The organism is Arthrobacter sp. 05T423 (assembly GCF_056396245.1).
Map to the genome: position 1 here is coordinate 1 of NZ_JBFTLC010000013.1, position 14,154 is coordinate 14,154.

10 protein-coding genes are annotated in these 14,154 nt (G+C 59.6%); 4 read left to right on the forward strand and 6 right to left on the reverse strand.

All coding sequences use genetic code 11. From position 1 onward, the window contains the following. The first annotated feature begins 1,668 nt into the window (after positions 1-1,668). The 3 genes from AC1DFE_RS11515 (at position 1,669) to AC1DFE_RS11525 (ending at position 3,417) form a co-directional block, all read left to right on the forward strand. The gene (locus tag AC1DFE_RS11515) at positions 1,669-1,848 is read left to right on the forward strand and encodes a DUF6278 family protein (RefSeq protein ID WP_476906097.1); all 180 of its coding nucleotides are present in this window, start codon (positions 1,669-1,671) and stop codon (positions 1,846-1,848) included. Positions 1,849-2,034: 186 nt separating this feature from the next. Beyond that, positions 2,035-2,427: a hypothetical protein gene (locus AC1DFE_RS11520; protein ID WP_476906014.1), complete on the forward strand. Its 393-nt coding sequence runs from the start codon at positions 2,035-2,037 to the stop codon at positions 2,425-2,427. A gap of 582 nt (positions 2,428-3,009) precedes the next feature. Continuing rightward, positions 3,010-3,417 (forward strand): RES family NAD+ phosphorylase, encoded by a 408-nt coding sequence (locus AC1DFE_RS11525; RefSeq protein ID WP_476906015.1) that lies wholly within the window; start codon positions 3,010-3,012, stop codon positions 3,415-3,417. A gap of 657 nt (positions 3,418-4,074) precedes the next feature. Here AC1DFE_RS11525 and AC1DFE_RS11530 read toward each other — a convergent pair. Further along, a complete protein-coding gene (locus tag AC1DFE_RS11530) occupies positions 4,075-4,323 on the reverse strand; it encodes an excisionase family DNA-binding protein (protein ID WP_476906016.1) in 249 nt (82 codons plus the stop codon). Positions 4,324-4,478: 155 nt separating this feature from the next. Between AC1DFE_RS11530 and AC1DFE_RS11535 the strand changes: the two genes are divergently transcribed. Then, positions 4,479-5,096, forward strand: a complete 618-nt coding sequence (locus tag AC1DFE_RS11535; protein ID WP_476906017.1) for a helix-turn-helix domain-containing protein — start codon at positions 4,479-4,481, stop codon at positions 5,094-5,096. Between the two features lie 512 nt (positions 5,097-5,608). Here the strand turns inward: AC1DFE_RS11535 and AC1DFE_RS11540 are convergent. The 5 genes from AC1DFE_RS11540 to AC1DFE_RS11560 form a co-directional block, all read right to left on the reverse strand. Further along, complete coding sequence (locus AC1DFE_RS11540) at positions 5,609-7,819, reverse strand: zinc-ribbon domain-containing protein (protein WP_476906098.1); 2,211 nt, start codon at positions 7,817-7,819, stop codon at positions 5,609-5,611. A gap of 354 nt (positions 7,820-8,173) precedes the next feature. Next, the gene (locus AC1DFE_RS11545) at positions 8,174-9,955 is read right to left on the reverse strand and encodes a zinc-ribbon domain-containing protein (RefSeq protein ID WP_476906018.1); all 1,782 of its coding nucleotides are present in this window, start codon (positions 9,953-9,955) and stop codon (positions 8,174-8,176) included. 83 nt (positions 9,956-10,038) lie between these two features. After that, positions 10,039-11,052, reverse strand: a complete 1,014-nt coding sequence (locus AC1DFE_RS11550) for a TniB family NTP-binding protein (RefSeq protein ID WP_476906019.1) — start codon at positions 11,050-11,052, stop codon at positions 10,039-10,041. Between the two features lie 8 nt (positions 11,053-11,060). Next, positions 11,061-13,103 (reverse strand): hypothetical protein, encoded by a 2,043-nt coding sequence (locus tag AC1DFE_RS11555; RefSeq protein WP_476906020.1) that lies wholly within the window; start codon positions 13,101-13,103, stop codon positions 11,061-11,063. Then, on the reverse strand, positions 13,100-13,897 hold the full coding sequence (locus tag AC1DFE_RS11560; protein WP_476906099.1) for a TnsA-like heteromeric transposase endonuclease subunit: 798 nt from the start codon (positions 13,895-13,897) through the stop codon (positions 13,100-13,102). Before AC1DFE_RS11560 ends, AC1DFE_RS11555 begins: the two co-directional genes overlap by 4 nt. Between the last annotated feature and the right edge of the window lie 257 nt (positions 13,898-14,154).

The following is a 14,154-nucleotide window of genomic DNA, read 5'->3' on the forward strand; positions in this document are numbered from 1 at the left end:
CCGTGGCCGTGGTCGGCAAGGTGCAGCAGCTCTCGGTCGCCCAGCGGCTTAGCCAAGTTGATGGTGCTCACGGGTGTTTTCAGGATCGCGTTACAAGGCGTCGCAAGTGCGTTCTGATAGAGGGGAACAAGGGCGACCGCGGTGGAAGTTTCGGCATCCTCCAGAAGCGGAGCGGCGGGGCTGGACTCCAGGAGCTCTGGTGCGGGTGTGATTGTCCTTAAGCTCGGCGTCCAGCGTGGTGATGCGCTTGGCGAGCCGGACGGCCTCGGCCCGTGCAGTCGACAGGGCCAGCTCTTCGTCGCGGGCGCGCAAAGCTCAGGACGAGGGAATCGGCAGTTGAGGGCGAAATCCTAAGTCCTCCTTTCGGGAGACCGGTAAAGGTTCCTGATGGCGCGTTAGTTCCAGCTCTTGCGCTTTCCAATGAAGTAGCCGCAAAACATTAGAACGATGCCACCAAGCACCACGAAGTACGCCCAGATATTGTTCGATGTGGACTGAAGGACCAACATGGTCCCGATGAGGGCGTTCACTGCACCCACACACTGAGTTGCGGTAGCTCGAACTCTGTCGCACCGGTCCGCTGAGGTTTCCCGAGGTGAAGCCATGGACTAGACCTAGCCACCTGTGCCGTGAAGGGTTGAGGATGCGGTCGGTTTAGTCCGCGGGGCGGAGCTGGGACCGGACAACGACAATCCCCGGCCCGTAGCGCTTATCCATCGCCTTCTGCAACGATCCGTCGTCATGGGGAACGTATCTGAAGAGGTAACCGTTTTCGACCTGTGTATCTGCCGCGGGTCGCTCCTTCTCCCATATCTCGCGTTGGATTTGCTGCAGGCGCGCCTTGGTCCCGGTGCCAGGGTGGCGTGGGTCCTGTCGAGGGTCCGGTTCTCCCCATGATTCGTTGGACGCGATGTTTCGTGGGGGTCTTGTGACGGTGAAGCTGGTTCCGTCCCAGGTTCCGTGGACCACGAAGTCTCCGTAGGTTACGTTAGCCACTTTCTTTTCGCCGTCCGCTACTGACCAGTCCCAGCCGCGGAGAGGCGGGCCAGTGCATAAGGGTGGATCGGAGGTGGCGATGCCTCCCATACAGAATTGAGGCAGCTCGTTTCCCTCCTGACGCACCAGCCCGCGGCCCACGAGCTCTCTAGGCGCGGCCGTTGTGGACTGTTGCTCGGTAGGACCTGGCGGCAGTTCGCCGGCAGGTGGCGGAGGCGAGGTACAAGCTGAGAGCACCGCCGAGAGCATAGCAACGACCGCGCAACCAACAAGCCTTGGTCTCATAGGAATAGTATGGTCCAGCTGTGGCTATTCAACATTACCTTCAGCACCATGGATCGTGTACGCAGTCAAATGGATAGCCCGGCCTCAACGGCCAAGATCCTGCCCGGAAGAACTTATGTCGCACTTTCTGCCTAGCGTGAGAGCACGTGCCCTCTGTGGGACCCCGATTACACGCATTGACTTCAGGGTGCGGGAACAGCCGGTGCAGCGGAACTGATCAGGTCCCGATGGCGCTGGGTTGCCAAACAAGCCAAGCAACGATGATTGCAACGACCACAAGAACCAGCAGAAGTGCTGAAACAAGGATTGAGCGAGGCTTCATAGAGGAAGCGTAGCCCCGTTTGCCGGTCCCCAGAGCGTCGTACGGGCCTACAAGCTCCCGTACGGATTGGAACTGTTTCTGGTGCGCATTGGGAGGTGGTCGAGGAGGGATACCCATTGGTGCGTATCACCAGCAAAGTCGCCATCGACGTCGTCCGAGTCGCATTGCGGCGCATGGCTGCCCCGAATCCCACACTCGAGCAAAACTATGCCCACGTCCTCGAGCTCGTCAGGCAAGAACCGTAGAGGGTTCCCCGAAGGCACGAAGGGCCGGGCGGTCACCGGCATACGGGACGTTATGCGGATTCGCTCTTTCCGACGTTTTTTCAAGGGCAGCTTTGGCGGCCTGAGGGTCGCGAGTAGTCGCTTGCCCTGCAGCATCAAGCACTCTGAGCCGTTGCTATCGAGCCGGGACACTGCCATATTCAGACCATGGCACGAACAGCATCCGTCGGTCATGGAGTGGATTCCAGGCTTCTAGTCGCCCTTGCCCTTACCGCAGGGAGCCTGATTGGCTTGGTTATCCAGATAAGCAATGACAGGACACAGGGAACAGGCAATATCTCACCTGTCAGCATCATGTGCATTGCCATGTTCGTGGCTCAACTCATCTGGTTGGTCGCTTTTGCGCGGCATAAGGAGCCGCGGGATGTGAAGTACCGCGTCGCATCGCAGATTCTTGGCGCGGTCTTTATAGCAGCGATGGCGGTGTATTTGTTTATTCAGGCACTGAACGGTGTCGCCTCAGAGGTCCTTGGATTCGGAGTAGTTTTCATTTTCCTCATGGCGTCACTCACGGTAGGGCATCGCGCCAAGAACGCCTGACGCTGGCCAGACTCCTCCCAGTTCTACTCGCGCATACTCTCACAGGGGCCACAGAACTCGGGTGATTCGCTTTGATTGGTCTAGGCAACGGCAACTATTCCGGTTAGCGTTCCTCTTACATCACAGCAAGGAAGCTATTCGCCGGCAGGAATCGGCGCATAGGCTGGGTGCATGCGAACCCTTGGAGCAACACGTTGACCGGCCCATTTGCTGAGCAGGCAGCAGGGCTTGTTCGATGGCGCAGCGCGCACGAAGGAGGACGCTTCACGGGACCTCCGCCTGGCCCCGTGTATTTCGCCACAGCGGTGTTCACTTCGGATGGGAACGATAAAGAATCAGGCGAACACTTCAGCCTAGCCATGACTCTGAGCGAGCCGCTGTCGGACAGTCTGGTTCCTGCGCGTTTCAGATTCTTCGCTCCTGATCTGCTCGGCCGGCAATTAGTTTCCGGGGCAAAGTTCTTAGTGATGGAGGGCCCGGCAGTTGTGGGAGTCGCCGAAATTTCAGTGGTGTTCGCTTTCTGACGGGGGCAGAAGAAACGCGCACGCACGACAGCCGGGCAGTTGAAACAGCAGCGGGTGAGTGCCGCTCAGCGTTCCCTCGGCGATGGACCGAAGTTCGAAACCAACCACCACTGACGAAGTTACCTTTCTGGACCTTTCGGCAATCCAGCCGCTGAATCCGTTTGACTTGGAAGACGATGAGTTCAGTCAGCTGTACAGCTACAAGCTGCTTAAGCTGCTCGGCCTCGAACTCTCGAAGCCGGTGAGGCGTTCAGACAACGGTGTGGAGTACGCCGCGAGCCAGTACATCTGTGAATTTGTGAAGTCCATCGGTATCGAGGGGATCAAGTACGCTAGTTCCGTACATCCGGGAGGGCAAAACCTCGTCCTGTTCAACGAGGAAAAGGTCCGTGTCACGGGGAAGCTGACCACCTACGAAATTGTTGGAGCCACGTACACCACCAAGGCGAAGACAACAGCCAGATGACGTCGACCAGGGGCAGAAGGTGGCGGCCCTTGGTCGGCTGGGCCGCCAGTCACCGGACGTCACCTTCCATGGACCAGCACCTCAAACGTCCTGGCTCGAAGCCAACTGGCGGTCGAGTGTCGCCCAATGAAAGTGATCCTGCATCGTGGTCCATTCCAATGGTCCAAAGTGGTCCTTCACAGTGGTCCGGGTGGTCCATCGCGCTGGTCCAAAATGGTCCATCGCGGCGGGCTCAGGTGGTCCATCGCACTGGTCCAAAGTAGTCCTTCACAGTGGTCCGGGTGGTCCACGACCAGCGGTCCGAGTGGTCCATCACCGCGTTCCTACCGGACGGAATGATGCAAGATCGATGGTTTCGCGCGGCCGGAGGACCACTCAAACTCAAATGAGGACCATCTGCGGTACAGCGTTGGACCGCGTAAAGGACCACCCGCGACCCACACAGAGGACCACCCCGTGGACCAGGGAAAGGACCACCCCTAGCCACAAAAGGACCAGCAAAGGACCACCTGCGGACCGCTGCACTCCCAGTGCTTCAAGATACGCCGCTGTGAACGGCTAGACACGAAGAGAAAAGGAACGGGACCGCGCGTTGGCCAGCCGCGGGGTCGGTCGGCAACGTCCACAAGCGAGGAAATCTAAGGCTGGTAAGGTCGGTTACTTCTCGGACTCCCCGTCATCGTTCCCCTCACCGGCAGCGATACGCTCGGCTGTGCGTCGGTAGGCCGCGGCGATGAAGTCTTCAATGCCGTCGGCCCCTATGCGCCACACGCCGCGGCCGCCGACCTGAATTCCGCGAAGCTCCCCCATCCCCAACAGGGCCCTGATCTGGCTGTCGGAGACGTTCAGCTCTTCGGCGGCCTGCTCGATCGTCAGGAAGCGCCGCTGCGGGTTAGGTTCGGACACCGGCCCATCCTATGTGCAGTCCGGCCCCTCTGGCACCAGCACGGCACGTGCCCGGGTGACCCGGGCCGAACAACCCGCGGCCCTTTGTCGAGTTCGGGTTTGACGAGGCGGACTTCCGGGTTGTGGGGCTGAGAGTCTGGGGAGAGAATTTGAAGGTGGGCACCGCTTGGAGAGAGTCTAGGTCCGGCAAGGACGGACTGAGCGATGGTGATAGCCTGGCCGCGCGGCTAGCTGCCCTACACCTGCGATTCACGGCAGAAGACCTCCTGGACGCACTAGAACACCTGCAGCGCAACGGCTTGGGCGCGGAGCTTTCTGCCCGGGACCGGGATTTCTGGAATGACCATTCGGGAATTTCGCTGTCGTCGCAGCATGTGGCGCGGGGCTCCGCGAATAACGCTGCAGCACAGGTTCTCATGGACGCCTCCTCGCTCACGGCGGCCGAGGTCGCCGAAAACCTGTACGTGTCAGAGTCGACCGTCCGACGCTACAGGACCGGGCGTAAGCTCTATTCGTATCCGGTGAACGGCCGGCTTGTGTTTCCGACTTGGCAGTTTTCTCGAGCGGGCAGCCGGGTCCTGCCTGGCTTGGCACGTATCTTGGCCGCTCTTCCGGGCGACCTACATCCGCAGGCAGTCGCGGGATTTTTCCTGGCCCCGCAACCGGACTTGGTCATGAATGGTGCAAGCGTGTCTGTCGCTGTGTGGCTCAAGGAAGGAGGCTCGGTTGAGCCTGTCCTTGCTTTGGCCACCGCACTGAATGCCGCTTACTGATCGAGGACCTGTGTCAGCCGCAACTGGCCAATATTGGGCCTGCTGGGTGCGCGCCACGGGGCAGCATCGTGTGGCTCTTGGCAGAGTAAACCTTGATAGCGACTGCATTCGAAGCTAGCTACCGCGTTGATTGGTTCTGTCCCTGTCCACGGAATGGGCTGTCAGTAGCCACAACCGGCACTCTGCGATTTTCTCAACCCACACGGCTAACGAGCTGACGTTTTTTGTGGTTGCTAGCCGGAGACGCTGTACGAATAATGACCCCTTCCTGGGCAGGACTGACGTACCCCTCACCGTCTTTGTCAGCGGCTGCCGGCTCGGGTCAAGCACTCCTTGATCGACCTCACGAGTCCCATGGTTCATCCTCCTCCGCCTATGGCTATGGCTGGGTGCGAGTGTCTTTCCCTTCCCGACATCTGTGGGCACGTGGCGCCCCTCGTCCGTACTTGCCGAGCCGAGAACTGCAGGGGCTTCATTATGGCGGCATTGAAAAACTGCCCGGCGGGCCGAAGTTAGCTTGCGGGCGTAATCCCTGCGTCCGAGTTTTGGTCCAAGACACGATTCCCTTTCGGGCACCGGCTACATCCGTGGTTATTTATCCGGTTCGGCACGTTTTCGTACTTTTCGTGACCATGGCCGCACAGCCACCACCATTTTCGCTTTCCTGGCAAGATCATGGACGGCGTGAACGGACTGTTCTTTGTTGGGTGCCATTCTGACGCTAAAGGCGGAAAACGCGTTTGCAAATCATTGTCCCCGGGCAGAAGCCTCCTGTTAGAGCAGTAAGGACAGCCATGGCCGGCGGATCGTGCGTACAGTGGGGCGCGGTAGATGTGATGGAGTGGGCATTCCCACCAAATTTGACGAGCAGCACCGGCCACAACATCACGTGGGGTTATGGTTCCGTTCAGATCTGGGTGCCATTCTTTCGCGAGCTCCGGGTGCGTCGTGGCCAGGTCGTTGGTTCCCGGAAGCACCTTCTTGTTCGAGCAATACGGACAGCCGTTGCCTGCTCTGCGTGCTTGCACGGTTGCTGGGAAAGCGTGGCCCCGTTTGCACAGCCACCAAGCCGTGTAGGCCGATCGTGAGAGCACCATGGACGGTGTGCAGCTCCCGTTTAGCGTCGGATGCCATTCCCTCGCGAGGACTGGGTCCACGCTGGCAAGGCTTGTTTTGTTCGGGATGACCCGGTGATGCGAGCAGTAGGGGCACTTCCTGCCTCTCGACCGGTTGTTCGGTGATTCCTCATATTCGTGACCTTGAGGGCATCGCCACCAGTATTTTGATCTTCCGCCGGCGAGGATGTCTGCGGGTTGGATAGAGCCGTTACGGTTAGGATGCCATTCAGCCGCCAACGCCGGGTGTGTTTCCGCGAGGCTGTTATACCCCGCCAAGGCGCGCGAGTTGGAACAGTATGGGCAGCCTGTCCAACCGTGCCGCAATGCAAAAGCCAAATGCTGCGGAGCTTTTGCATATCGGTGACCGTTGGTGCAGATGTATCTGACGCGGGTATTCGAGGAAGCGCGTATGTCCTCCCGGGCAGTAGAAATCGGTCCCCACTCATACAGCCGGAGGGTGGTATCCATCCAGTGATCTATGTCGCATGTCATGAGCTGGTCGAGGAATCTGCTGAAGGGCTCCAGCGGGCGAACCACTTCGTCGATGATCTCCCGGGAAATCACAGGCACGGGCAGAGAGTGCGGGTCGGTGCCTGTTTGGCCGGCAGTGTGTCCACACAGTTCGCGGACGGAGAGGAAGACCGGACGGAGGAGTTGCCAGACCCGATCAGTCACAATCTCCGGATTCGGCTGGACGAAAACGCTGACCGTTCTCTCCAGTTGGCCGTAAGCCCATGCAAAGGTATGCCTTGGGTCGACAATTGTTGCCAACCCTGACTGTGGMAGAATGGCGTTGGCGACGGCCATCATGGGTGCGTAGATCGCTGCGTCGCGCTGCTCCATGCTTTCATAAAGGCAGCCTGCCGTATCTGACCATCGCCGAAATATTGCGCGGAGCTCCACAAAGCGCAGCGCATCCAGTGCCCCTGTTTTCCGGAGCTGCCTGAAGATTCGGTCTGCTCGGAGCGAGTCGACGCCTGCGGGAACCTGCGTGTTGGGCGTGGTTCCGGGACCGACCCACAGCAGGTGCCGGGGACAGACGTTGGCTTCCATATGCGGGTATTGCTCGACCGTTGCGCCTCTGGCGCACAGCCTGCACATAAAGCGTTGTTCGATGCCGGCAATGCAGCGGGGACACATCGACCCGTCCGGATGCTTCGGAAGATGGGCCTGCCCCCATTCGAATGCCGGGGGCGTAAGATCTCCTTTGGCCTGCGCGATGCGGGCGACATGGTCATCCGGGAACAGCATGTGCGCTTCGGAGATCCAGTCCTTGAGGCATGCTGCCGGTAGGTGGTTTGCCGTCATGAGGCGGCGGAGGTAGCTGCCGGACGTTTCGAGGTGACGGAGGCGGACCCTTAGTGGCAGGGGCCGGTGAAAGTCTCTTTGAGCGGCTGACATCACTATCCGTCGGGCCACATCTTGCGCCGATGTGGAATTCGGATCTGTGTGGGGATGCGGTTCGGCTTCCCCGTGGCGGGGCTCCTCGCCGCCCGAACCCCGGTTATGCTGTGTCATGGAGTACCCCGAAACTCTGTTGCAGGTCAAGGGAAAAGACGAATAGGACCGGAACCACGCTGCCCCGCCGATACCGGGCAGGGGCATAGCGGACCATCGCCTCGCTTCCGTGGTGCTGCCCACGCGTGAAACCCTGAAGTCATCTGGCCGCGATGGCTGTCGATGTCAGGGACTGGCCGTGACAGCGCTGTCAGTACCTTTCACGAAGCAGTGATCTCTTCAGCACGCTCGGCTGCCCGCCGTTCAGCGAAGAATCTTCCAAAATTCGCGCCGTTCAGCTTCCTCCCTCCTCCTGTTCCGGCCGAGTTGGATGCACCACCAGATTTCAGCAACAAGCAGAACTCCATAGGGACCAACGGCGGCAAGGATTTGCCACCACTCGGCAGGAGCAGTGTGAATGATGATATGAACAGGGCCTGGGGGCAACGACGCAACCATGTTTCACCTGCCCTGCAGGCGCGGGCGAGGCTCCCGGCAAACCGGGCAGCCTGAACCCGCGACGCGCTTGTTGATGGCAGCCTGGAAGGAGTGGCCCTCGAGGCACAGCCACCAGACCTTGCGCGGTGAGCCCGCTCCGACATCGGGCGGCTGAAGACCGAGGTTAGCCTGGTAGTCCCATTGCGCGGCCACGCTGGGTGCGAGGGTGGCAAGATCGTTATGTCCGGGCCAGACTTTGAGGTTCGCGCAGTAGGGGCAGCCGGTCGATTTACGGGAGCCGATCCTGGCGAGGTAGGAGTGGTCGTCTGGGCAAAGCCACCAGACTTTCCTGCCGGATCCTTCAGAGACCATGCCCGGTGTTAGATCACCGTTGAGTTCTGCTAACCATTCTGATGCCAGCCGGGGATTTGTTACATCCAAAGTGGTCACAGCGGGAATGGGCTGCCGCCCGGAGCAGTAGGGGCAGTTCCGCCGATCGGGGCGTGAGAGGTTGTTCGGCGTTTCCAGGTAAGTGTGGCCTTCGGGGCACAGCCACCAGTATTGCCTGGAGTTGCTGCCCGCAACGATGTCCGAGGGGCTTACGGGGGCGTTTAAGGTGGGGTGCCATTCGGTCGCGAGTAATGGGTTTGTCTCCGCCAGAGTGTTGTACCCGGCTAGGGGCAGGGCATTCGTGCAGTAGGGGCATCCTGACCGGTTCTGTTTCAAGGCGAAAGCCATGGTGTTCGGTGCCTTCTGGTGACGGTGGCCACGGGTGCATATGTAGTTCGCCGGGGCCGAGCTTTCCTTGGGGACGTTCTCGTGTGTTACGGGCAGTGGACCATAGTCGTAGAGTCGTTGGTTCATGTCGCGCCAGCGATCCACGTCGCAGGTATTCAGCTGGTCCAGGTAACGGCTGAACGGTTCGAGCGGCCGGATGATCTGGGTCATGACGGTATCGGGGAAATCGGGGATGGCCAGTGCATGCCTATCGGTTGATTGCCGGGCAGCACTACTCTCGATCCATTCCCTCAAGGAGAGGAAAGCTGGCCGCAGCAGCAGCCAGAACCCGTCGGTGAGGACCTCGACGTTGTCGGCATACCTGGACAGGGTGGTGTGGAGGAGGTTGTACGCTGACGCGTAGGTTGCACGGGGATCCAGGATTCTTTTCAGCCCAGCCGGCTGCAGAATCGCAGCCGTCGCCGCCATCATGAGTGGGTAAAGTTGCGGTTCCTGTTCTTCGAACGTTCGGCTCTCCCTGCGATTCGCGGCGGTCCACCGTCGGAAAATCGCACGGACTTCCATGTAGCGCAGGGCATCCAAGGCTTTCCGGTTTCTCAGCCTTCTGAAGATCGCGTCCGCGCGCACTGCATCCGGCCCGACCTTCTTTTGGGCGGCCGGCGTAGTCCCCGGGCCGACCCACAGATGGTGCCGCCGACAGACATTTCCCTTCAGGTGCGGGTACTGCTCAACGCTCCTCCCGGCGGAGCAAAGTCTGCACATGTACCTATGCATGATGCCCACGAAGCAGCGGCGGCACTGCGTCCCGTCATCGTGCTTCGGCATCATGGTTCGCGCCTGCAGAAAGGCCTTCGGGTTGAGGCCCCCCTTTACTTGCGCGATCAGTTCCGGGATGTCTTCCGTCGCGGTTCCTGGGTTCACGGTCCGTGCCTGCCGTATGAGCGCTGACTGTATGTCTGAGGGGAGGTCATTGGCAGCAAGAAGGGACTGTAGGTAGCTCGCCGGCGTCTCGAGGGCGAGCAAACGGGGTCTTTTCGGAAAAGCTCGGTGAAAGTCGCGCACGTCCATCCGCTCAAATCTCGGGGGTGGCGTCTGGCGGGAATTCTTGGGTCGGCTGGCGCCACCGGAGCCTGGTACCGGGTTTTGCCGTGTCATGGACTGCCCCCGAACTCTGTTGCTAGGTCAAGGGAGATGCCGTCCAGGGCCTCCCTGGTTATCCGTTCGTTCTCGGGTGCGCTGCCCGTGAAAATGATTACCTGGGCGGTCCCGAAAAGCAGGTGGGCCAGTGAGCCAATCGAGCCTTTGGTGCGCTCATGTAGGTATTTGGCCGAGTGGGCAAGGTCGCCAGGTTCATGGCTGATTAGCCCAAGGCGCTCCTCGAAGAGCTCGATAATGATGTTCCACAGATTTCTTTCGGCCTCATTGGCGAGTCCGTAGTTAGCGAGCTGTTCCAAGCTGAAGCGTCCTGCCACTTGTCGTCCGCGATCATCGCCTAGGAAGGGGCCCTCATGGATGTTGATGCCGACGTAGACAAACGTTGCCGGAATTCTGTTGGAAAGACTCTTCAGGACATCCACACTTTCGCTGTTACCGGGATTTATCCGTTTCAGATTGTGGAGCTCATCGACTACGACCAGCTTGGTGCCGACTTCTGTCAGGCCAGCGGAGACGAGGTGCAGCAGGTACTCGAGCGTGTCCCGGGGCAGAACAGGGAGGCCCAGGAAGCGGGCGAACTGGATGGCCAGAGCCTTCCCCGTCGAACCGGGCGGTACTTCGACGTAAACGACGGGAACCCGGCCCAGCCGGTCCAGATCAGGATGGTCCCGCCGATAGCGGGCGTAGACGTACTGCATGGCGGCTTTAGCTGCCGTGGTTTTGCCCGTGCCTGACTCCCCTGAAATCATCAGACCGCAGCGCCCTGAGCTGCGTGGGCCGTTCAGGAGAATGAGATGGACGACCTTGAGGATGACCGACCTGACTTGCGGTGTTTTGATGATCAGCTCAGAACCGAGGTGGGCGATCCGCTTGGCGTTTAGCTCGTCGCGTGCCTGGGGTGACAGTTTGTTGTAGCTGTCGATGTCGGGGACTTCGACGGGCTCGTCTGTACCCTTGAGGAACGCGGTAAGCCCTTCCAGGTGGGTTAATGGTTCCAGGACTTCGTCCATGAACAGTTTCATATCAGGTCCGTTTCAGGATCGAACCATTCCGGTGCAGGGTAGCTGACTTGTTGATCCGCGGGTGCTCGTCCTTTCGTTGTCTTGGCTTCTTTCTGGGCCGTAGTTCGCGGCTGGGGCACCGGCATGCCTCTGCGTTCGTCTGTTCCGAGGGCGACTGCACTCCGTTCAGCCAAGTGTTCCATCCGGCGCTTTTCCGCTGTCGCGCGGGCGATGATCTGCATCGTCAATTCGACGGCATCCTCATCGTGGAGTACGCCCATTTCCGCTGCGATACGCCGGCTTTCGCTTCGGACCGCGGCACTGAATGGGGCTGTCAAGGCAGCGGCCTTGGTCCAGTTGCATTCTATCCAGTGGCCATCGCGCGCATCCTTGATCCACACAGCGAACGGGTCGTACGGATTATAGTGGACCCGCCATTTTTTGTTGTGTGTCTCGGGCGAAGGCTGCCCGCGAAACGGGTACAACTCGACTGAATCGTAGGTTCTCCGCAGGCAGGTAATGCCGTTAGGTTGGATGCACAGGTCTTTGGTCGGCATGCTTTCGATGTAGTCATCAGCTCCAAATGGGATGGGAACTGTCCCCGTTGCTTCGGCCATGGCGGCCATCACGGCTTCGGGCGACATGCTTTCAGCGGGATGAACCGGGTCTGCCAGCCCTTTCCGACACCACTTCGCCCAGCAAAGGTCCACCCAATCCTCAAACACCTCATTCAACGTGAACACATCGAAGAGTTCCTTTTCTGGAACGGGCGACCCTTTGGTGGCCTGTGATCCACCCGTGTACCCAGGCATGTACTGCGAGAATCCGGTTTTTATTGTTTCGAAGACGCGTTCCACCATGGGCTTGTCACTTCCTGTGTGGAGGGATGCCTCTGTGAGACTAATTCCATACTTTTCACACATTGCCCTCAAAACACTCGACCGGTAGTCCCGTGCATTGTCGGTAACGATGCGTTGCGGAGGGAAGTAGGGGCGGGCCGGGGCAGGAAATTCGTCGGACGAAAGCGGCTTTTGAATCTCGCCCTCTCCCAAGCCACGGTCCGCCGCCGCTTTGAGCCGTTCATATCCTGGTCGCAGGGTGCGTGGGACGAGGCAACGGGCCAAGGTCACCACGTGGTCGAAGCCCTTCGTACCCCGCAAACGTATCGTGCTGGCGATGATCATCTCGGTATCCACGTCGACGATCACTGTCAGCAACGGTCGTACCCGCTCACCTTTGTCATTGAGAACCATGACGTCGATGACCGTTGTGTCCATTTGGCATTCCCGTCCCATCATGAAGCGGGTCCGCGGCTGAAACATGCGGTTCGGAACGCTGGCCTTCGAACGCCGCGACGTGGCGTTGCGAAAGGTATCTTTTCCCCGTGTCATGATCTGGCTGTAGCGCCACAGCGAAGTCGGAGGCGGAACTTTAACCCCTTCCCCGGGGTGCTTGAGCAGCAACTCCTGTTTGACGCGGAACCGGAGCCGACCAACCGTCCCGGTCGATTCATTCGTCTCATGCCCCACGACAGTGGCCAGTGCTGCCATTACCCTTCGATCCACCCGTCCAAGGGGGTCATACTGACGAAACTGCCGACGGTCCAAGACACCAGCAATACCGACTGCGTTGTATGCGCGGAGCCTGCGTTTGACAGTTGAGGGCGAGCAGGGGATGCCGAGGATGCGCATCTCCCGGGACTTGTTGGCAATGCGGGTGGTGAGGCTGAGGCCGGGATCGTATTCGGGGCGAGGCGAGCCAGCCTCTCCGTTGAGGCGCCTGCCAGTATTCAACTCTTCGAGATGGTCGGCCCACATCACAGCTTGCTTCCGTTTTTCCTTCCCCACCCAGTTCAAGTCTCCTGGTTGTGCTTTCGCCCACCGGTCGCTGGGCCCGATCCACAGGCGTGCCATGTCCAGCGGGTCGAACCAACTCTCCTCACCGGTGCCAAGATGACGGAGCAGAACATGTCCGTCCTTGAACTCCAGCACCAGGTATTCAGCGACTGTCTTTGCACCGTCTGACAGGGTGACCTTCATTCCGATTTTTATCTGCCTCATTCCCGAACCTCGCTTTCGGTCACCTCACCGGGAGCTTCACAGTGGAGGATGCTCGACCAGGTCAGGGGTTGTTCTTGGTTGAAGAGTACGAAACGGTGCCACATCAGGCTGTACAGGCTGTGGATCATGGCGGAGGCGTTCCCGGACCCCACCCATAGGGCAGCGTCCTTAAGAGAATGAGGTTCCTGAAGAAGCGCCTGCAGGCTCAGTGTCACCTCGGGCGGAGGAAGATAGCGTCCGTGCCTGTACGCGGCAATCCACTCGAGGTTGTTGCTCACTGTCTTACTCAAACCTGTGAAGAGGAGGTAGGCCCAGCCGACGCGGTCACACAAGAACTCGGTCTTTCTGAACGTCTCCATGTCCGCATCTGTAGTCTCCTCCTCCGGATGTACGTCCATGAGGAGCTGCCGGCCGGACTCGTCGACGACGAAGAAATCCGGGAAATGGTGGGAGCCATCGAGAAAGTGCAGGCACATGGGTTGCGAGGAAATGGCCTTGATGGCGCACCTGTGGTCCAGCCACATGAGAGCCAAGTATTCGGTCATCGACTCATAGCGCACCAGACCACCTGTGCCGGCACACCAGTAATAGCCAGGGTGATTTGGCCGGCCAGGATAGTTCGCACTCTCCCGTGATGGCCGGGCCTTCTCCAGACCCAGCGCCGATGCGCGATTGTCCGCAGCAGCAGTGCGGATCTTTCCTCCTGGGTCCACCCATGACAGTGCCTCAACCGGAAGAGAGATGGGGAGTTTGTCCAATCTGGGACGCCGCGACCCTGTCTTAATGGCGGTCATTGGGCCCCCGGTCTGGGCCGCCACCAGCGAGTGATCGTAAGCTACAACATGGCAGAAAAAGCGATGGTGCGGCCAAGTCCGCGTGACCAGGATATAGGGGAACAAACGGCCTGCAAAACGTATGATTTCGTTGACAATTTGCAAGCCAGCGTGTACCGAAAACCTTAAAACGAGGGTGGGATGAAGCTCGTCCCGTCAGGACGAGCCCAGCAAACTTGGCACCGAAGTCTGCCGCCCGCACCTTTCGTCACTTCCGC

Coding starts and splice junctions, on each gene's coding strand:
- AC1DFE_RS11520 (WP_476906014.1), top strand. CDS start 2,035: ATGGCACGAACAGCATCCGTCGGTCATGGAGTGGATTCCAGGCTTCTA.
- AC1DFE_RS11545 (WP_476906018.1), bottom strand. CDS start 9,955: ATGGACGTGCGCGACTTTCACCGAGCTTTTCCGAAAAGACCCCGTTTG.
- AC1DFE_RS11550 (WP_476906019.1), bottom strand. CDS start 11,052: ATGGACGAAGTCCTGGAACCATTAACCCACCTGGAAGGGCTTACCGCG.
- AC1DFE_RS11555 (WP_476906020.1), bottom strand. CDS start 13,103: ATGAGGCAGATAAAAATCGGAATGAAGGTCACCCTGTCAGACGGTGCA.
- AC1DFE_RS11560 (WP_476906099.1), bottom strand. CDS start 13,897: ATGACCGCCATTAAGACAGGGTCGCGGCGTCCCAGATTGGACAAACTC.